The following is a 20982-nucleotide window of genomic DNA, read 5'->3' on the forward strand; positions in this document are numbered from 1 at the left end:
CAGCAGAAGCTAGATGTCCCTCAGTCGCGTCTCGGTCACCGCGGTGCGCAATCTGCACCCGGTGACCTTCTCCCCTTCTCCCCGCATCAATATCCTCCACGGCGCCAATGGCAGTGGCAAAACCAGCGTGCTGGAAGCCATTCACTTGTTGGGGCTTGCCCGTTCCTTTCGCAGTGCCCGCCTATTACCGGTCATCCAGTATGAACAATTGGCGTGCACGGTGTTTGGCCAGGTCGAACTGGCTGAGGGTGGGCACAGCAGTCTTGGGATATCCCGTGATCGCGGCGGAGAGTTCCAGATTCGCATTGATGGGCAAAATGCTCGCAGTGCTGCTCAGTTGGCGGAAATCCTGCCACTGCAACTGATCAACCCTGACAGCTTTCGTCTGTTGGAAGGCGCGCCGAAAATCCGTAGGCAATTCCTCGATTGGGGAGTGTTCCACGTGGAACCGCGTTTCATGGCCACTTGGCAGCGCCTGCAGAAGGCCCTGCGGCAGCGGAACTCATGGCTGCGGCATGGTACACTTGACGCCGCTTCGCAAGCGGCCTGGGACCGGGAACTGTGCCTGGCCAGCGACGAAATAGATGAATACCGCCGTGCCTATATCAAAGCCTTGAAACCAGTCTTTGAGCAGACCTTGAGTGAGTTGTTGGAACTCGATGGCCTGACGTTGAGTTACTACCGTGGTTGGGACAAAGAGCGTGAGCTGAGTGCTGTGCTCGCGACGTTCTTGCAGCGGGATCAGCAAATTGGGCATACCCAGGCTGGACCCCAACGGGCTGACTTGCGTCTTAGATTAGGCGCTCACAATGCTGCGGACATTTTGTCCCGTGGTCAGCAAAAGTTGGTGGTGTGTGCACTGCGGATCGCCCAGGGCCATTTGGTTAGCCAAGCCCGGCGCGGTCAGTGTATTTATCTGGTGGATGACTTGCCGTCCGAACTCGACGAGCAACATCGCCGCGCGTTATGCCGCTTGTTGGAAGAATTACGCTGCCAGGTGTTTATCACCTGTGTAGACCACGAATTATTGAGGGAAGGCTGGCAGACGGAAACGCCAGTCGCTTTGTTCCACGTGGAACAAGGCCGTATCACCCAGACCCACGACCATCGGGAGTGAAGGCATGAGCGAAGAAAACACGTACGACTCGACCAGCATTAAAGTGCTGAAAGGTTTGGATGCCGTACGCAAACGTCCCGGTATGTACATTGGCGACACTGATGACGGTAGCGGTCTGCACCACATGGTGTTCGAGGTGGTCGACAACTCCATCGACGAAGCTCTGGCCGGTCACTGCGACGACATCAGCATCATTATCCACCCGGATGAGTCTATTACCGTGCGCGACAACGGTCGCGGCATTCCGGTAGATGTGCACAAAGAAGAAGGCGTTTCGGCGGCAGAGGTCATCATGACTGTGCTCCACGCCGGCGGTAAGTTTGACGATAACTCCTATAAAGTCTCCGGTGGTTTGCACGGTGTAGGTGTGTCAGTCGTGAACGCGCTGTCCGAAGAGCTGATCCTGACTGTTCGCCGTAGCGGCAAGATCTGGGAACAGACCTACGTGCACGGTGTTCCAAAAGAACCGATGAAAATTGTCGGTGACAGCGAAACTACCGGTACGCAGATTCACTTCAAACCGTCTGACGAAACCTTCAAGAATATCCACTTCAGCTGGGACATCCTGGCCAAGCGTATTCGCGAACTGTCCTTCCTTAACTCGGGTGTGGGTATCGTCCTCAAGGACGAGCGCAGCGGCAAGGAAGAGCTATTCAAATACGAAGGCGGTCTGCGTGCGTTCGTTGAATACCTGAACACCAACAAGACTGCGGTCAACCAGGTGTTCCACTTCAACATCCAGCGTGAAGACGGCATCGGCGTGGAAATCGCCCTGCAGTGGAACGACAGCTTCAACGAGAACCTGTTGTGCTTCACCAATAACATTCCTCAGCGCGACGGTGGTACTCACCTGGTGGGTTTCCGGTCCGCACTGACGCGTAACCTCAACACCTATATCGAAGCCGAAGGTTTGGCCAAGAAGCATAAAGTCGCCACTACCGGTGACGATGCTCGCGAAGGCCTGACGGCGATCATTTCGGTGAAAGTGCCAGATCCTAAGTTCAGTTCCCAGACTAAAGACAAGCTGGTGTCTTCCGAAGTGAAGACCGCAGTGGAACAGGAGATGGGTAAGTACTTTTCCGACTTCCTGCTGGAAAACCCGAACGAAGCCAAGCTGGTTGTCGGCAAGATGATCGATGCTGCACGCGCCCGTGAAGCCGCGCGTAAAGCCCGTGAGATGACCCGTCGTAAAGGTGCGCTGGATATCGCCGGCCTGCCGGGCAAACTGGCTGACTGCCAGGAGAAAGACCCTGCCCTCTCCGAACTGTATCTAGTGGAAGGTGACTCTGCTGGCGGCTCCGCCAAGCAGGGTCGTAACCGCCGTACCCAGGCCATCCTGCCGTTGAAGGGTAAGATCCTCAACGTCGAGAAGGCTCGCTTCGACAAGATGATTTCCTCTCAGGAAGTCGGCACCTTGATCACGGCGTTGGGCTGCGGTATTGGCCGTGACGAGTACAACATCGACAAACTGCGCTATCACAACATCATCATCATGACCGATGCTGACGTCGACGGTTCGCACATCCGTACCTTGCTACTGACCTTCTTCTTCCGTCAGTTGCCGGAGTTGATCGAGCGTGGCTATATCTACATCGCCCAACCGCCGTTGTACAAAGTGAAAAAGGGCAAGCAAGAGCAATACATTAAAGACGACGACGCCATGGAAGAGTACATGACGCAGTCGGCTCTGGAAGATGCCAGCTTGCACTTGAACGACGAAGCGCCGGGCATCTCCGGTGAGGGGTTGGAGCGTCTGGTTAACGACTTCCGCATGGTGATGAAGACCCTCAAGCGTTTGTCGCGCCTGTACCCTCAGGAGCTGACCGAGCACTTCATCTACCTGCCAGCCGTGAGCTTGGAACAGTTGGGCGACCATGCGCACATGCAGGATTGGCTGGCCCAGTACGAAGTGCGCCTGCGCACCGTCGAGAAGTCTGGCCTGGTGTACAAAGCCAGCCTGCGTGAAGACCGTGAACGTAACGTGTGGCTGCCGGAGGTCGAGTTGATCTCCCACGGCCTTTCCAACTACGTCACTTTCAACCGCGACTTCTTCGGCAGCAATGACTACAAGACAGTGGTTACTCTGGGCGCGCAGTTGAGCACTCTGCTGGATGACGGCGCTTATATTCAGCGTGGCGAACGCAAGAAGCAGGTCAAGGAATTCAAGGAAGCCCTTGACTGGCTGATGGCTGAAAGCACCAAGCGCCACACCATCCAGCGATACAAAGGTTTGGGCGAGATGAACCCCGATCAGCTGTGGGAAACCACCATGGATCCCGCCCAGCGTCGTATGCTGCGTGTGACCATCGAAGACGCGATTGGCGCAGACCAGATCTTCAACACCCTGATGGGTGATGCGGTCGAACCTCGTCGTGACTTCATCGAGAGCAACGCGTTGGCGGTTTCTAACCTGGACTTCTGATTCAGATGTAGGATCCCAGAATAGTTGCTCATTTTCACAAATAGATGGTTCACCTAACCTGTGGATTAGGAAGCCATTGCAAAGAAGGCCCGCTTATAAAGCGGGCTTTTTTTCGCCTCCGAAACGAGTGCAATTATCGATTTGGCACATCAATACCGTTCAATTTGGCTGTCGCCAGCAAACTCTCATTACGCTCATAAGCAGGTTTTTTTGCGCAGTGAAAAGACGACGTAGAAGGATGGGCAGAGCGTTCAGCGCAACATCTCATTGTATGCGTAGCGGATCTTGGACTACGCTCAGCCCAAACCCCATCGTCTGGAGGAAATCTGTCTATCTATCGAGATATTGGCGCCAGCGCCTCATTGACCCGTGGGGTGAAGGAAGACTGACCCATCTCCAACGCTGTAAAAAACCAGCAAATACAACGATTCGCGAGGAGTCACATTCGGTCAGTGAAATAACCGAAACAGAGGGAACTCAGGTCTTTACCTGATAGGAAGGCCTTTGGAGTCGCCGTACTATCTTTATCTGAGCAGGTTCGGACATGTTAAATGGGGCTTTTTATCATATCGGTTCGCTCAAGTATTGCACGAATGGTGTCGATAGCATGAAGCTACACGAGTGAACGTTCGCTAGCGATACGTGAAAGCCAAAGCGGCTGATTTTAAAAGTATTTTTAACTAAATAACTTCTGTTGGCAGTGTGACTATATTTGTTTGTACTAACGTGGAGTGAGTGAAGCGGCGCTAGAGTTGTTTTGTTGGCGCCAGAAAAACCTCTCTCTCTTCGTCGGTTTAAGAGGATGACAGCAGCGGCAAGCTTCGCTTAGTATTTTCTATCGAGATATCAAAGTGACATTATTTCTTGACGGTTTTTCAGTAAAATAACTCTGGCATTGACCGACTACGTCTTATTGCGATGTGGTAATCCGTGACTTTGAATGCGCCCCCTTAATACGGGGCGACGATGCCAGGTGTGACGTGGCTTGTCTTAATAGCGGGAAGCGTGGATGAGTTGTTCTGATGACGCATTAGGTTCGTTTGCAATCAGTGAGGCAAACCCAGCGGGCGTGAATCCGCGCGAGGGTGCTGCATTCACACTGGCGCAGACAGAAATTGAAAAGCTGACCAACATCTATGCCGAGTCAGGCGTCGATTGGCATAAGGTTGGCGCCGCCTGTGCGAAAGTATTGAGCGAAGAAGGCAAGGATTTGAACGCTGCCATCTGGTTGCTGTGCGCATGGACGCAGACCCGTGGGCTGCCTGGTTTGGCGACTGGTGTTCATGTTCTTCACCAAATGCTTGAGCTTTACTGGGATAATTTGACGCCCCCTCCTTCGCGTTTACGTGCTCGACGCAATCAGGCTGAGTGGATGCTGGAATGGTTGACTGCCAAGATTGAGGAAAGTTTCCCTGCCTTGGAGGTATCTCAACTCGAAAGCTTGCTCAAAGACTGGGACGCCCTCGATACGGTCTGGCGTGAGTATGACGCTGAAGGCCCGGCTTTTTTTCGTATGCGCCGTCGCCTGTCGCAGTTACCGGTCGAGGCCATTGCCGAACCGGAGCTCGAACCCGTAAGCGCCGATGTACCTGGGGATAGTCAGCAGGTGCGTCCCGTCCCCACTCCGGTGTCAGTCGCACAGCCTGTTTCTCAATCCAGTGCCATGCCCAGCGGAACACCGCCAGCGCTAGGTACGGTACAGCCTATTGGCACCCTGGACAGTGACGAGTCCGTCGAAAACGCAATCACCGGCGTGTTTGCCTCGTTCTCTCCGTTAGTGGATTTTTGTCTTGAATCACGCACCACCCTGCCTCTGCTTTTTCGCCTGAATCGACAAATGGCCTGGATGACACTGGAGCAGGCTCCACCCTCGCAGTCCAATATGACTCGCCTGCCAGCGCCACCACAAAACCAGTTGGAAAGCTTCGCCCGCTTGCAAAGTGTCGGCGAACCGTTGGACATCGTGCGTTTTTGTGAAGGCCATTTGGGGGTATATCCACTTTGGTTGGATCTTAACCGTGTCTGCCATGCTGCGCTGTCGCGTCTGGGATCTGCTGCAGTAAGCGCTGCTGTCAGTCTGACACTGGAGACGCAACAGCTATTGGCACGCCTGCCTGCGCTGGCCGAATTGACTTTCGCGGACGGCCAACCTTTCGCTGATGGTGCAACTCGCAGCTGGCTTGAGGGCCTTGCCCCAGTGTCCCGTGGTGGAGCCGTTGACGCTATTCAAACGCTCATTGATGAAGCTCGGCAGAGCGCTGCAACCGGGCAACTCAAAGACGCCATGACTCGCCTGCAGGATAGTTTGCGCGACGTTGCCAGTGGCCGTGATCGCTTTCGCCTGCGCAAGGCCCAGTACGAGTTATTGCACCGTTTCGATCCTTCGCTGCAGTTGCGTGTGGCCCTGGATGTGTTGTTACAGGAAGCCAAGGAGCAACGTCTCGACCGCTGGGAGCCCGAGCTGGTGCAGCCTTTATTGGAACTCGCCCAAAGCTATGACGAGAGCGGTTCAAGGTCATTGTGGGCAGAGCAACTGGCCGCGATGGATATGTCGGCCTTCTGGCATTTTGCCAGCCCACAGGCCGGTTGAGTTCAGCAATACCCGAAAGCAAAACAGATGCACCCGTGCCTTAAGTTTTTAATGGCTGCCTTGAGTGAGCCCGGTATCCAGGAGTGAGTGAAATGGCTAGTGATGGTTCCGTCGCGCCGAAAGAGCGCGTCAATATTGTTTACAGTTCTGACACCGGTGGCGCTCAAGAGCAGGTCGAACTGCCTCTCAAGCAACTGGTAATTGGTGACTTCACCTTGCGTGAAGATGAGACCCCGGTCGAGGACATTAAGCCGATCCGTGTCGATAAGGACAACTTTACCGATGTGCTTAAGGGCCAGAACCTAAGCCTGCAACTGGCCGTGCCCAATCGGCTGTCCGAGAGCGCGCCGGAAGACGAGCAACTTCCCGTCTCGTTGAAGTTTCAGTCGATCCGAGACTTTGAGCCTGATGCCATCGTGGGTCAGGTTCCTGAGCTGCAGCAACTGATCGCCCTGCGCGATTCGCTCAAGGCGCTGAAAGGCCCGATGGGCAATCTGCCGGAATTTCGCAAGCAATTGCAGGCCCTGATGAACGATGACGGTGCACGTGAGCGTCTGCTCGCCGAACTTGGCGTAAAGGACAAGGAGTAACCCATGAGTGAAGAAAAAAGCCAAGCCGCTGAAGGCGCACCCCAGGCCTTAGAAGGCGTCTCTCTGCTGGATCAACTGGTCGAGGCCACTCGGGTCAAGCCAGGCGATGAAGCCTATTCGGTTACCCGCCAGGGACTCGAAGCGTTCGTCACCGAACTGCTTGAGCCGGCGCGCCAGACTGAAAAGGTCAGCGCTGGTCTGATTGACGATATGATCGCCACTCTTGACGCTAAGCTCTGCCGTCAGGTCGATGCGATTATCCATGATGATCAATTCCAAAAACTGGAATCCTCGTGGCGCTCGTTGAAATTCCTCGTCGACCGTACTGATTTTCGCGAGAACAACAAGCTGGAAATCCTCAGTGTTTCCAAGCAAAAGCTACTTGAAGACTTTGAAGACGCGCCGGAAATCACCCGTTCAGGTCTTTACAAGGCGGTCTACACCGCCGAGTTCGGCCAGTTCGGTGGCCAGCCGTTTGGCTCGATCATCGGTAACTACGAGTTCAACCCCGGCACGCAGGATATGAAACTCCTGCAATCGGTCGCTGCGATCTCGGCCATGTCTCACACGCCGTTTATTGCATCGGCAGGCCCACAGTTTTTCGGGATCGACAGTTTTGCTGATTTGCCGAACCTCAAAGACCTGCAAGCCGTTTTTGAAGGTCCGCAGTTCACCAAGTGGAACGCCTTCCGTGAAAGCGACGATGCACGGTTTGTTGGTCTGACCTTGCCGCACTTTCTGCTGCGTACGCCTTATGGCGAAGACACCGTGCCAGCCAAGACCTTCCGTTACAACGAAAGCGTCAGTGGCGGCAACAAGGACTTCCTGTGGGGCAATGCAGCCTTCGCCTTTGCCAGCCGACTTTCTGACAGTTTTGCCCAGTACCGTTGGTGTGCCAACGTCATCGGCCCACAGGGTGGTGGTACGGTCGGTGATTTGCCGATCTACAACTACGAAGCGATGGGTGAAACCCAGACCAAGATCCCAACCGAAGTGCTCATCTCCGAGCGTCGCGAGTTCGAGCTGGCCGAGCAGGGTTTTATTGCGCTGACCATGCGCAAGAACACCGACAACGCTGCGTTTTTCTCGGCCAACTCGTGCCAGAAGCCCAAGTACTTCGGCAATGACAAGGAAGGCAAGGAAGCTGAGCTGAACTACAAACTCGGCACCCAGCTGCCCTACATTTTTGTGGTCAGCCGCCTAGCGCATTACATCAAAGTGATTCAGCGCGAAAACATCGGTACCTGGAAAGAGCGTGGAGACCTGGAAACCGAACTCAACACCTGGATTCGCCAATATGTGGCCGATATGGATAACCCTGCCGCCGGTGTGCGCAGTCGTCGTCCGTTGCGTCAGGCCGAGATCACCGTGAGTGATGTTGAGGGTGATCCAGGCTGGTACCGGGTCGGCCTGAAAGTGCGCCCGCACTTCAAGTACATGGGTGCATCTTTCACGCTGTCGCTGGTGGGCAAGCTCGATAAAAGCTAATTGATGCAAGGCTGATGGGCGGGATTTATCTCGCTCATTCAGGTCTTCACCCGAGGGTCATGCTCTCGTTATCTACCTAAGATGGACTCAACACAACGAGACACGGACAACCGTTCCCTCGCTGCGTAATCACTCAATCATTAGTTCGGGGTACACACTATGCCAATGCCATGCTACCTGAGTATCGAAGGCCAGAACCAAGGTAAAATCGAAGGCTCTTGCGCTGTCACCGGCCACGCAGGGATGATCCTGGTCCAAGCGGTTGAACACCTGGTCGACATTCCAAAGAATCCACAAACCGGTTTGCCTGCAGGCAAGCGCGTTCATCAGGGCATGACCCTGACCAAAGAAGTGGACAAATCCTCGCCAAAACTTTTTCAGGCACTGACTTCGGGCGAGCAGCTCAAAACCGTAGTGCTGGAGTTCTACCGGATCTCGCCAAAAGGTACCGAGGAAAAGTACTACACCATCACCCTGAGCAACGCGGTTCTGGTTTCGGCTCGCACTTGGGTGCCGAACACCTTGGACCCTGAGTTCAAGCAACTGGGCCACATGGAAGACATCGGCATCACCTACGAAAAAATCGTATGGACCTGGGTGCCGGACGGCATCGAAGCCGAAGATTCCTGGTTGGCTCCGAAGGCTTAAGCAACGCAGCATCGTTAAAGCGCCGCTCTGTAACAGAGCGGCGCTCTTGAGTTTTCAGAAGGTGAACGGCGTTGAAAGAAAAACGATTGCTTGAGCGCATCACGATGTTGCAAGCCGATACTGGCCGCACACACCTGACCCAGGCCGAGGTGCTGACGCAGTCGATTGTTCTTCACCTGCAACGCATCCTCAATACCCGTCGCGGCAGTGTGCCGATCGACGCTGAGTTTGGCGTTCCCGATTTTACTAATCTGGCCGGTTCTTTTGCGACCGGCGAGACCACGCAGATCATCGAAAATATGACCCGCATGATTGCTCGTTACGAACCTCGTCTGAAATCACCGCGCATTCTGGTCGCCGAAGGTTCCCAAGAGGTGCTGTCGCTGAGTTTCACGCTGGATGGCCTGGTGGAAGTCGACGATCGAGACATCCCCATTCATCTGGCAACGCGAGTGTCTTCGGACGGCCGTGTTTCTTTGGCGATGCACTAAATTATGCTCAATAGCCATTACCAGAGTGAACTCAACCATCTGCGTCGGCTGGCTGACGAGTTTGCCCGCAGCAACCCGGCGCTGGCACCTTTGCTGGGCGTGGACTCTGCAAGTGACCCGGATGTCGAGCGACTGCTTGAAGGCGTGGCGTTTCTTACCGGCATGGTTCGCCAACGGCTCGACGATGAGTTTCCGGAGTTCATTCAGGAGCTGGCACAACTGCTTTATCCGCATTACCTGCAACCGTTGCCTTGCCTGACCATGTTGCAGTTCCAGCCACGAGCAGCCTTGCAGGAAGCCACCCGTATAGACGCTGGGTGTGAGGTGACCTCGGTGCCGGTTGATGGCCAGCGCGTGAGTTTTCGCAGCACCGTTGCCGTGGATCTTGAACCGTTGCAACTGCTCGATACGCGCTGGGAGGGCGGCACGGGCGAAGAACGCAGTCTGGTTCTGGATTTTGCCTTCACCGCTTCCCGGGCCGACGACTGGGAAGCAGACAGCCTGCGTTTTTATCTGGGAGATGGTCTGGCTGACGCCTGTAAATTGTTGCGCCTTTTGCAGCTTAATCTGCGCGAGATCCGCATCTCGGCGCCCGGCCAGCCAGTGACGATGTTGCCGGCGAAGAACCTGCGAGGCTTGGGCTTTGATGCCGATAACCTGCTGCTGCCGTTCCCTAACAACGCGCACCCTGCTTACCGCTGTCTACAGGAATACTTTGCACTGCCTGAGAAGTTTTTGTTTGTTGCGCTTTCAGGCTTCAAACAATGGCGCACACGGGGCAACGATGGGCGTTTCAGCGTAAGGCTGATGTTTGACAGCCTGCCTGAGTGGACGCCTAACCTGTCGAGCAATAGCTTCATGCTGGGCGTTACCCCAGCCATTAACCTGTTTGCACAAGACGCACATCCCTTGCGTATCGACCACAAGCAGCCCGATTACCGCATCCAGCCGGCTGACCATGGCCAGCGCATGAGCATGCGCATTCACTCGGTACTTAAGGTCAGCGCTTACTCGGCGGCGGGCGGTGAGCGGGTTCTGGAGCCGTTCAATACCTTTTCGCAGCGCGACACTTATAACCTGCGTATTCGTTCATCGAGCATTGATGCACATGGCTATGATCATTACCTGAGCCTGCCGTACAGCGAGGGCAAGGTTCCCAGCGAAATGACCTTATCCATTGGCCTGCTGTGCACCAATGGCAAACTTCCGGAAAGTCTGCGCCTGGGTGATTTGAACCAGCCCACGGATAACACGCCGCCAAGGGTGGAGTTCAAGAACATTCGGGGCATTACCGCGTGCCAGCCGCCCAAGTTCGATGACAAATTGCTGTGGCGCATGCTCTCACAACTCAATGCCAACCACTTCCGTCTGGCTGACCGCGATTATTTGCGCGGCTTGCTCTCCTTGTACCTGCCCAGCCTCGGCGAGGGCGCACAGGACGCCAATCAGCGGCGCGTGGATGCAATTGAAAAAGTCACCGTCACCTCGGAGCGGCGCTTTATTCGTGGCTTGCCTATTGAAGGCAGCGTGGTGCGCGTGGACTGTCGCGGTGATCACTTTCTGAGTCCTGGCAACTTCTACATGTTCGGCTGTGTACTCGATGAGTTCTTCGCCGGCTGTACGGCAATCAATAGCTTTACGGCCTTCACGCTGTTCGACAGCGTTAACCACGAGACCTTGAAATGGCCAGCGAAGATCGGGCAACAACGCCTGCTGTAGTCGATCCGCTGCTCGACAATGGCGGCGATTACGCATTTTTCCAGGCACTGCGCCTGTTGCGTCTGCGTTTTCCCAGCGAGAAAGAGTTCGTCGAAAACGTGCGAATCCGGCCGCGGCTGGGGTTGGGTTTTCCGCAGCGTGATATCGGTCGCATCGAGCTTGATGCCGACGGTCGTTACCGCATTGAAGCGAACTTTTTCGGTTTGTATGGCGTTACTTCGCCGCTGCCCACGTTCTACACCGAAGACCTGATCGACGAACAATTACAGGGGCATTCGGCGGGCCGTGACTTTCTCGACATTTTGCATGCTTCGCTCTACCCGTTGCTATTTCGGGCCTGGGAAAAGCACCGCATTTGGATCGATATCACCGAACGCCGGGAAGTCAAAAGCCTGCGCCATCTGCAGGCCCTCATCGGGATGGCTGATGCGCGGCCAGAAGACCGCGAGCGCTCCACCGACCTGTTGCGGTACGCCGGCCTGTTCAACCAGTACCCTCGTTCGGCGCTGGGTCTGCAACAACTGGTGCAGTCGGTGCTCGATGATCGGTCGGTCGAAGTGGTGCCGTGCGTTGCAACACGCTTGCGTATTGATCGTTCGGCTCGGACCTATCTGGGCACGCAGTGTGGCGTGCTGGGAGAAGACAGCCTATTGGGTCGTGACGTCATTGACCGCAGCGGCTCACTGGATCTTCGTGTCGGGCCATTGAGCGCGGAGCGCTTCCATTCGTTGCTGCCCGGACAACCGGTTTATCAAAACCTTGAGCGGCTGGTGAAGTTGTATTTGCAAACGCCACTGCGCTGCCGCTTGGTCATGCGCCTAGAAGTTGATGAACAACAATGTGCAACTCTGGGTCAAGGCTGGCAACGACTAGGTCTAGACACTTGGCTCGGCGACGGCGCCGCGCAAGATGAAGTGATATTCATGCTAACGGCTGAACACGGACTAACGCTCGAAGAGAGGGCTAACTAATGATTCAGGTTGAACTTAAACCGCTATTCGCACGGCTCAATGTCTTCAGTACTAAGGCCTTGGAGAACGCTGCCGGGCTGACACTGGCGCGCACGCACTACGAAATTTCTCTTGAACACATGCTGCGTCAGTTACTGGAAGACCCCAATGCCGATGTGACGCGCATCCTGACTCGCTTTGAGATTGATCCGATGCGCTTGCGTGCCATGCTCGACGACGGCCTGGCACAGCTGAAAAATGGCAACCCGGGTCGCCCTGTCTTCGCCAGTTTGCTGACCGAGTGGATTCAGGACGCTTGGTTGATCGCCTCTCTAGTAGTGGGCACCGGCCGCATTCGTGGCGGCTCGCTGCTGCTGGCGCTGGTTTCGCGTCTGGGCTACTACACCGCCGGCACTCGCTATGGCGAGATGCTCAAGCCGATTTCCACCGATGCACTGACCGCCGAATTCGCCGCATTGCTGGGGGGGTCCAGCGAAGGTCCGTTGGACAGCTTGCAGGCTGGTACGGCCTCTTCATCGGTAGCTGGCACCGCAGGTTTGGCTCCCGCAGCCGAAGACAATATCGCCCGTTTCTGCGAAGACCTGACCGCAAAGGCTGCTGCAGGGCGTATTGACCCGATCTTTGGCCGTGATGATGAAATCCGCCAGATGATCGATATTCTTGCCCGTCGGCGCAAGAACAACCCCATCGCCGTGGGCGAGCCTGGTGTCGGCAAGTCCGCCGTGGTCGAAGGCCTGGCGTTGCTGATCAGCCAAAACGAAGTTCCGGACTTCCTTAAGAACACCCGCCTGTTGAGCCTGGACCTGGGTGCCCTAGAAGCCGGTGCCAGCGTCAAAGGCGAATTTGAAAACCGCTTGCGCGGGGTGATCGAAGAGATCAAGGCCTCAACCACACCGGTGATTCTGTTCATCGACGAAGCGCATATGCTGATCGGTGCCGGTGGCGCTGCTGGTGGTTCTGATGCAGCCAACCTGCTCAAGCCTGCCTTGGCCCGTGGTGAGTTGCGCACCATCGCCGCGACCACTTGGTCGGAGTACAAGAAGTACTTTGAAAAAGACCCTGCTTTGGCGCGTCGTTTCCAATTGGTCAAACTGGACGAGCCGACGGTAAAAACTGCCGTGCTGATCCTGCGCGGTCTCAAAGGGCATTACGAAAAAGTCCACGGGGTCAGTGTGCGCGACGATGCAATTGTCGCTGCTGCTGAACTGTCCGACCGCTACATCACAGGCCGCCTGCTGCCGGACAAGGCCGTTGACCTGCTGGACACCGCCAGCGCCCGTGTGCGCATCGGCCTAGGCATCAAGCCTGCTGAACTTGAGCGTATGGAACGCCAGTTGTCCGGCCTTGAGCGTGAACTGACCGCCTTGCAACGTGACCGCGCCAACGGCTTCCCTGTGGAGGATGAACGCTTGGCGGCTATCGCCGAGGAACAGGACAGCATCGAAGCCACTCGCGCCGCGCTTGAAAGTCGCTGGACCGAAGAGCGTGACGCTGCCGTACGTGTGCTTGAGGCACGCAAGCAGTTGGCCCTCAAGGAGCAAGACATTCCGGCCCCGGCCGAAGGTGTAGAAGCCGTGACCCTGGCTGGCTTGAGCGAGCGTCAGGCTGAACTTGATCAGGCACGCGCGGCATTGGCTGAACTGCAAGGTGATGAGCCGTTACTGTTCACTGAAGTCAACCCGGATGCCATTGCCAAGGTTGTTTCTGACTGGACCGGCGTACCGCTGGGCAAGGTGTTGCGCGATGCCGCTGGTGGCGTGCTGGCCCTAGCGGACAACATCAAGACCCGCATTCGTGGCCAAGACACAGCGGTCGAGCAGATCGCGGAGATCCTCAAGGCCGCCCAATCTGGCCTGCGTGATCCGCAGCAGCCACTGGGTGTATTCCTGCTGGTCGGCCCGTCCGGCGTAGGCAAGACTGAAACCGCCCTGTCCGTGGCCGAGCATCTGTTCGGCGGCGAGCAGGCACTGATCTCGGTCAACATGAGCGAGTACCAAGAGAAGCATACCGTCAGCCGTCTGGTGGGTTCGCCTGCTGGCTATGTTGGCTTCGGTGAGGGCGGCATGTTGACTGAGGCAGTGCGCAAGCGGCCATACTCGGTGGTGCTGCTCGACGAGGTGGAGAAGGCTCACCTCGACGTGGTGAACATCTTCTATCAAGTGTTCGACAAAGGCAGCCTGTCGGACGGCGAAGGTCGACAGATCGACTTCAGCAACACCGTGGTGTTGCTGACCAGCAACCTGGCCACCGATGAAATCCAGAACCTGTGCGTGGATGGCCGTCCGGACCCGGACACCCTAGCGGAAAAAATCCGTCCTATCCTGTCCCGCCACTTTAAACCGGCGCTCCTGGCGCGCATGACCATCGTGCCGTTCTTCACCCTCGGTGGCGAACAATTGGCAGGTATCGTGCGCCTCAAGCTGGGCCGCCTCAGCGAGCGCCTGCTGGCCTCGTCGAAAGTGCGCCTGAGCTTCGCCCCGGAAGTGGCCGACGCCATCGCCGCACGCTGCACCGAAGTAGAAAGCGGTGCGCGCAACATCGATTTCATCCTGCGCAAAAGCCTCACTCCACGTTTGTCCGACGTGCTGCTGGGGGCCATCGCCGATCAGCGTCCGCTGGCTGAATTGCACGTGGCTGTTGACGCCAATGGCGAATGGGTCATCACCAAGGTGGAAGTCGACGCGATCAGGTCTTCACCCGAGGGTGATGCCGTGGCCGAACTCTTAGAGTAACGAGTCAATTGTTACGGGGCCTGACGTTACAGGCCCTTTTTTAGATATTTCACATTAAGGATTGCTGATGGCCCTTATTGACTCGGCGCTATGTACCTTTACCAGCCTTGCACCTTCGTTGTTGCTTGAAACATTGTTGGTTCAGCAGTGGCAGGGTGAAGAGGGCTTATCACAACCGTACCGCTTCGAAATACGACTGGCGACCCTCAACCCTTTATTCGATGACGAAGCGCTGCTGGGCAACAAGGCAGTACTGACGCTCAGTGATGAAAAGGGAATCCCTCATCCTTATCACGGCATCGTCTCGGCCGTGGACTATCTGGATGCTGACTCCTTTTATCACTACTACCGAGTGGTGTTGGAGCCGCGCTTTGCGCAGTTGCGTCACTTCAGGTTTTCGGAAATCTGGCTGGACAAAAGCCTTCCGGAGTTGATTCGCGAAGTGCTTAAACTGGTCGACCTGACGGTCGAGGGCCCTGGCATCGATGGTGTACCGAGTTCTGCATATGACTTCGATATCCGTTTGCCCAGTGAAGACGTCGCATTGACCCAAGCGACCTTTACCTGCCAGTTCGAGGAGTCGAGTTTTGCGTTCCTGTCGCGCTTGCTTGAATACTTTGGTGTGTACTATTTTTTCGAGCAAGGCCCCGACGGGGAAGCGTTGGTGTTGTGTGGAGATCAGCGTTATCAACCGAAAACTCCAAGCCTCCTGACGTATCGCCGGCACGATTCGGACCTTGATGTTGGCCATGGCCTTGCGGTTGCGCGCAGCTTCGAGCGCAAGCTGACTCGACAGGCGGCGACGGTAACCCTGCAGGACTTCTCTGCCAGCAATGCGCAGGTTCGGTTGCAGGCGGAAGGCGCAGTGTCAGCTGCTAGCCTGGCCACTGGTGCGACGCCGGATCAGTTCGCAGCCATTTCTGCGTCGCCTGCCTTTGTCGGTGAACAAGGCGTGTATGGCGAGCACTTCGGCTCACAGGCTCAGGGCCAATGGCTGGCTGAGCGTCGTGCCCAGGCCATCGGTTGTCGGTTCCGTGAGTTTCATGGCAGCGGTCGTGCCGCCGGTCTGCGTGCAGGTTACCCCCTGCTGTTGGTCGGCCATCCGCGGTTGCCGTTCAACGCCGCGTACCAAGTTATCCAGGTACACCACGAAGGTTATCAACCTCTGCCGGGTCTGGGGCAGGAAGGCGATAACATGGCTCAAGATCTCAGCACACGCTTCATTGCGTTGCCTGAAAATGTCCAGTTTCGTGCGCCCTGTCTGACTCGCAAACCGCATGTGCAAGGGCTTCTGAGCGCGGTTGTGGATGGCGATGACGATACCTCCCGCCCACTGCTCAATGAACACGGCTGCTACAAAGTGAGTTTCCCGTTCATCCGCGGCGAAAAAAAGCAAACGCGTGGCTCTGCCTGGTTGCGTATGGCGACGATGTCCAGTGGCACCAACCATGGCATGCATTTCCCTTTGCTCAAAGGCAGCGAGGTACTGGTGTCGTTTCTGGGGGGCGATCCTGACAGACCGATCATTGTCGGCAGTGTGCCAAATTCTGAAAACCCGAATAAGGTCAACGCTACAAACGCTACCCAGAGCGGCATCTCAAGCCCGGGCGGGCATTATCTGGCGATTGAAGACAGCCAGAGCAGTCCGCTGATGAAGATGAGGGCGCCGGGCGGTAATACCACGTTCACCATGGGCCATGGTGATGTGACGGGCGCGCACCTGCGCACTAATGCGCACATGCAGTTGTCGTCCAGTTCACTTAAGCAGGAGGTTCCAGGCATCTACTCCTTGAAAGTCGGCTCTGGAGCCCCGCCAGTGAGTGATTCACCGAGCGAGCCTGAAAAAGATAAAACTGAGAAGGGGGGGCATGCCGCAGAGAGTTCTGATGAGGGCACCGAAAAATGGGGCTCTGGCGAGGCTAGCTGGAAACCGGGCAAGTTGGCTGTTGCCGAAGCCAGCGCCCAAACCTTCAGCGCCGAAGCTAAACTGGCGTTAGCTCAGGCGGAGATGAGCGCTGGTGCGCTTAAGGTTGAGCTGGGTATTCAACTTTTTTCGGCGGCCACCAAAATCGCTGGGCCAAGCGTCGAACTGTGCTTGAACAAGTGGCAGTACTCATATCGCAACTTCGAGAAAGAAGTTCGTCCGGCTACGCTGGTCGAGACCTTAAACGAAGAGGTCAAGACGGGTATATCCAAATTGCAGACCGAGCTCCGAGACCTCGAAACCAAAATGTATCGGATCGATGCTGCCCTTTCGATCGGTTTGAGCGTGGGGGGCTCATCGATCGAGATCAATACCTCTGGGGTACGAATCAAGTCCGGAGTATCGATTATCTTGCAGGGCGATGTTGAAGTTACTGGCAGTCTGCTCGTGACAGGAGGTATCAGTACTGCAGGCAAGGTCTCAGGCGCGTCTATCGAGGGGATTGAAGCGGTCAAAGCTGGCCAGATTGAGTGCTTAGAACTCAAGGCCTCAACGTCAAATCTTGCTACGCTTTGTGTTGCGCCGCTTCCCGACCCGCAACTTTTAAGAGTTCCTGTAACGCTGGCGGCGTTCGAGACCAATGCGGGAGTTGTGGCGACTGCCCAGCAGGCGCTTATCGAGTCGCAGCGAATTCAGAATGCATTGTTCGCCGCAGTGGTCCCCGCTCCGTGAAGCTTAACTACAAGCGCGCCAGCCTGCTGACACTGGCTCGCCAGCGCGATGCCCAAGGGCCGCGTCTGGTGATTACGGTCGGGCTGCTGTATGACGCAGCTAACCAGGTGTTGGCCCCGGAACAGGCGCAACCCTGGCTGGCAGAGCGTTTTGACAAGCAACCGTTTGACCGATATCTGAAAAAAAGCCGCGGCACTTTTGCGATTCACGGCAGTGCCTATGCCCTGCAGGATGCGCAGCGCCAGGGCATGCCGGTGCAGGTCAGTCTCGGTTCTTTGCGCAAGACTCTATATGTCTACCCACCCCGTTATTGGCATCACAACGTTCTGGGTTGGACGGCGCTGCCCGGCGAATCACTGAGGTCGGTGGCTCTGGATCTAAAGCACGCCTATGGCGGCCCGCAATGCGCTGACAACCCCGAAGGCTTGGGACATGTTGGTGACAGCGGCCCAGTCGAAGGTTTGCCGCTGGCGCAGATCGAAGACAGATCAATCGCTGAACGTAGGCCAGATACGCCGCAAACGCTGGCCAGTTTTTTGCCGCTGCCTGAGCAGTCGGCCGAGCGTCGTCGCTTCATGGGCACCTGCGATGAGGATTGGCAGCGTCTGCGTGCGCCCTTCCTGCCGCTCGATACCGACCCGCACTGGTTTGACGAGGTGGCCCAGGATCAGTGCCTCAACGATTACTGGGGGGGTGATGAAACCTGGAGCGCGACGGGCATGCACCCCGAGCGTGGCGATGTACATGGGCGCTTACCTGGCTTGCGCCCGCGCCTACTGTTACGTCGCGCTGTCACCCCGAGCGTGACCGAAGAGGCACCGCTTGATCTGGACACGGTCTGGTTGTTTCCTGATGTGGAGCGGGTGCTGTTGCTCTACCGCTGCGAGATTGCTGTCCAGGATATCGACGGCGAAGACATCGGTGCGGTGGGAGTGGTCTGTGAACACGCCACTGATTTGCGCCGTAGCACTGAGCAATGTGCGTGCGAGCTGTGGCCCGAACCGGCCACCGCCGAGCTCGTGCAGCCAGAGGCCCCGCCGCCTGCGTTTGATGGGAGCGCGATGATCAAAGCGCTACAGGCCTCTTTTGACACCAGACACCAGCTTTTCGCCGCACAGCAGGCTGAGGTTTTGGCTGCAGCGAACAAATATGCAGCGCATTTTGGAAAGACGGTTGATCAGAGTGCTCTGTTCAAAATCCCGTCTCCTGATTTGGCGGCTCTTATTGCCGCGCCCCGTGTGCCAAAAGCGCCGTTCGATAGCGCGGCCTTGAAGGCGGGTATCGAGAAAAGTATTGCCGAGGCCAAAGAGGCCGGGCATCGGGAGGTCGAGCGCATGGCCAAGCACATGAACACTGATGCTCAGAGCCTGTATGCCCTTGCCGAGAAAACCAAGCCCTTGCCTTACGACCCGTTAGCCGTGGTCGACCAAATGCCTGTATCGGCAGCGCGCAAGGCGGATTATCGCGCGCAGATACAGGCCGGATTGGCCAAGGCCCAAGATGTCGAGTCACAGATTAAGACCCGCATGGACGCTTTACAGAAGGACCTCGCCGCGATTAAGCCTGCTGTGACGTCGGAACTTAAACTACCAACGCTCAAACCTAAGCGGGTCTGGACCCGTGAAAGTCTGCATGCCACCCATCTCGAGGGGGCGTCCTTGAGTGGCGAACACTTCGAAGGGCTGGATCTCAGTGACTTGGATTTGCGGGCCGGTGACTTTAAGGCGTGTACCTTCGATGCGTGCAAACTCAAAAATTGCCGCCTTGACGGTGCCGACCTCGAGGGTTGCACCTTCAGAGATTGCGATTTTGGCGCCGCGCAACTGGATGCCGCGAAGCTGATCAATAGTCTGTTTCAGCGCTGCTGCCTCGATGCTGCGCAATTGAACGATGTCAGCGCCAAAGGCCTGCAGGCGCAGGAGTCGAGTTGGTCTGAGGCTGTCGTTAAACGTGCCCATTTGAGCGGTGCTCAGTTCAGTGACTGCCAGATGGCCAGCGCCAACTTTAACGAGGCCCAGCTCGATCGCTCGCGCTGGCTGCGTTGTGACCTCTCGAGGTTGCAGTGTCAGACGACGCACATGAGCCGATCGCAGTGGCACGAGTGTCTGATTGATGGGGCCGACTTAAGTGCTAGCGAACTGCGTAGTGCCAGTTGGTCGAAAGTCCGCGGACAGTCGGCGGTGCTTGATGGATGTCAGTTAAAAGGCTGGCGAACCGACCAGGACTGCCAGCTGCCCGATATCCGACTGGACAGGGCCGACCTCAGCGGTGCCAGCCTACAGTTTTCGGCACTGCCGCGCGCGAGTTTGGTCGAGGCACGGCTGGATGCGGCGCTGGTATCGCGTTGCAATTTGAGTGATTCAAACGGCTATCACCTTTCGGCCTGCGCGGCGGATTTCACGGGCAGTGACCTGTCTCGCGCCAGTTGGAAGGGCGCCAATCTGATGGACGTGCGGCTGCGCAAGGTTAATTTGCACCAGGCGGACCTGAGCAACAGCAACTTGCACGGCGCGTTCACTGAAGGGGTGAGCGGTACAGACGTTCGCCTAGAAAACAGCCTGTTGAGCCGCTGTCGATTAAAGGAGGATCTGGCAAATGTCTGATCTGTTGAGTGCCGAACAGTTAGCGGCGCGTATTTCTTCGGGGCAACCCTTGCGTGATCTGTTGCTGGCGGGTGGCGACTATCGCGCGATGGATCTACGTCAGGCGCGTTTTGAGCGGGTGGATGCGCGAGGTGCCCTCTTCGCCCAAGCAGATATAAATGGCACCACCTGGGTCGAGTGTCAGCTACAAGGTGCGGACTTCTCAGGTTGTGTTGCCCAGAGTTTTGCGATGACCGATTGTATTCTCGACCAGGTCAGCTTTAGGGGTGCCACGCTGGGGGGGCGTTGGTTGCGTTGTTCAGGGCAGGGTCTGGTGTTTACGCAGGCCTGCTTGAAAAGGCTGGAGTTGATTGCCGCGCATTTCAAACAACCCGTCCTAAAGGGTGCGCAGATGCAGTCCTGTCAATGGACCGACTGCACGCTGGAGGATCTGGATGCCACGCAGGTTGAATGCAAGCAGTCGCGCTTTATCGGGTGTCGACTTGAAAGCGCCCGTTTTGCGGGTGCTGATTTGCAGCAGTGTGCGTTCGACGAGTCGCACTTGTCCGGTGCTGACTTCAGCGCCATTGTCTCTACCTCGACGTCTTTCTATCGCTGCCAAGGAGAGAATCTGCTATTGCGCCAGGCTCACTTGAACAAAGCGATTTTTAGCCAAGTGCGTTTTCCTTCAGCTGACTTCACAGAAGCCCGACTTGATATGGCCAACTTCAATCAGGCCGATGTCCAGGCCAGCCTTTTCGTTAGGGCCTCGCTGCAATACACCAGTTGTAGGCAGTTGATTGCCAATGGTTGCTCATTTGTGGGAGCTGATCTTACGGGTGCAGATTTCCATGATGCAAAGTTATTGAACTGTGATTGGCTGCAGGCCAATCGCGATGCCATTCGTCCTGTGGACAGCGAGCGTCTTGCGGCGCAATGCTGGGCCCCGGCCGTATAAGTCGTATAAGGAGTCACT

General features: G+C 56.4%; 13 protein-coding genes. All 13 read left to right on the forward strand.

Going from position 1 to position 20982, the window contains the following annotated elements; translation table 11 throughout:
• Positions 1-13: 13 nt before the first annotated feature.
• The gene (recF, locus tag AACY36_RS13270; RefSeq protein WP_339497226.1) at positions 14-1117 is read left to right on the forward strand and encodes a DNA replication/repair protein RecF; all 1104 of its coding nucleotides are present in this window, start codon (positions 14-16) and stop codon (positions 1115-1117) included.
• A gap of 4 nt (positions 1118-1121) precedes the next feature.
• Entirely contained in the window at positions 1122-3539 is a 2418-nt protein-coding gene (gyrB, locus tag AACY36_RS13275) for a DNA topoisomerase (ATP-hydrolyzing) subunit B (protein WP_339418515.1), read from the forward strand.
• Positions 3540-4548: 1009 nt separating this feature from the next.
• Positions 4549-6129, forward strand: coding sequence for a type VI secretion system protein TssA (gene tssA, locus AACY36_RS13280; protein ID WP_339419320.1), 1581 nt, complete (start codon positions 4549-4551; stop codon positions 6127-6129).
• Between the two features lie 92 nt (positions 6130-6221).
• Positions 6222-6719, forward strand: a complete 498-nt coding sequence (gene tssB, locus AACY36_RS13285; protein ID WP_339419318.1) for a type VI secretion system contractile sheath small subunit — start codon at positions 6222-6224, stop codon at positions 6717-6719.
• A 3-nt stretch (positions 6720-6722) separates the two neighbouring features.
• Entirely contained in the window at positions 6723-8207 is a 1485-nt protein-coding gene (gene tssC / locus AACY36_RS13290; RefSeq protein WP_339419316.1) for a type VI secretion system contractile sheath large subunit, read from the forward strand.
• Between the two features lie 159 nt (positions 8208-8366).
• Positions 8367-8855 carry an Hcp family type VI secretion system effector gene (locus AACY36_RS13295; RefSeq protein ID WP_339419315.1) on the forward strand — a complete coding sequence of 163 codons (489 nt, stop codon included), beginning with the start codon at positions 8367-8369 and terminating at the stop codon, positions 8853-8855.
• A gap of 71 nt (positions 8856-8926) precedes the next feature.
• Entirely contained in the window at positions 8927-9346 is a 420-nt protein-coding gene (gene tssE, locus AACY36_RS13300) for a type VI secretion system baseplate subunit TssE (RefSeq protein WP_339419314.1), read from the forward strand.
• 3 nt (positions 9347-9349) lie between these two features.
• Positions 9350-11065 (forward strand): type VI secretion system baseplate subunit TssF, encoded by a 1716-nt coding sequence (gene tssF, locus AACY36_RS13305; protein WP_339419313.1) that lies wholly within the window; start codon positions 9350-9352, stop codon positions 11063-11065.
• Complete coding sequence (gene tssG / locus AACY36_RS13310; protein WP_339419312.1) at positions 11029-12036, forward strand: type VI secretion system baseplate subunit TssG; 1008 nt, start codon at positions 11029-11031, stop codon at positions 12034-12036. The genes tssF and tssG overlap by 37 nt, the downstream gene beginning before the upstream one ends.
• Positions 12036-14768 (forward strand): type VI secretion system ATPase TssH, encoded by a 2733-nt coding sequence (gene tssH, locus AACY36_RS13315; RefSeq protein WP_339419311.1) that lies wholly within the window; start codon positions 12036-12038, stop codon positions 14766-14768. Before tssG ends, tssH begins: the two co-directional genes overlap by 1 nt.
• Positions 14769-14835: 67 nt before the next feature.
• Positions 14836-17424: a type VI secretion system Vgr family protein gene (locus AACY36_RS13320; protein WP_339427730.1), complete on the forward strand. Its 2589-nt coding sequence runs from the start codon at positions 14836-14838 to the stop codon at positions 17422-17424.
• Positions 17421-20027: a DUF2169 domain-containing protein gene (locus AACY36_RS13325; protein WP_339427731.1), complete on the forward strand. Its 2607-nt coding sequence runs from the start codon at positions 17421-17423 to the stop codon at positions 20025-20027. Before AACY36_RS13320 ends, AACY36_RS13325 begins: the two co-directional genes overlap by 4 nt.
• Entirely contained in the window at positions 20020-20964 is a 945-nt protein-coding gene (locus AACY36_RS13330) for a pentapeptide repeat-containing protein (RefSeq protein ID WP_339419305.1), read from the forward strand. Before AACY36_RS13325 ends, AACY36_RS13330 begins: the two co-directional genes overlap by 8 nt.
• The last annotated feature ends 18 nt before the right edge of the window (positions 20965-20982 follow it).

This window comes from Pseudomonas sp. EA_15y_Pfl1_P101 (assembly GCF_963970835.1).
Lineage (GTDB): Bacteria > Pseudomonadota > Gammaproteobacteria > Pseudomonadales > Pseudomonadaceae > Aquipseudomonas > Aquipseudomonas tritici.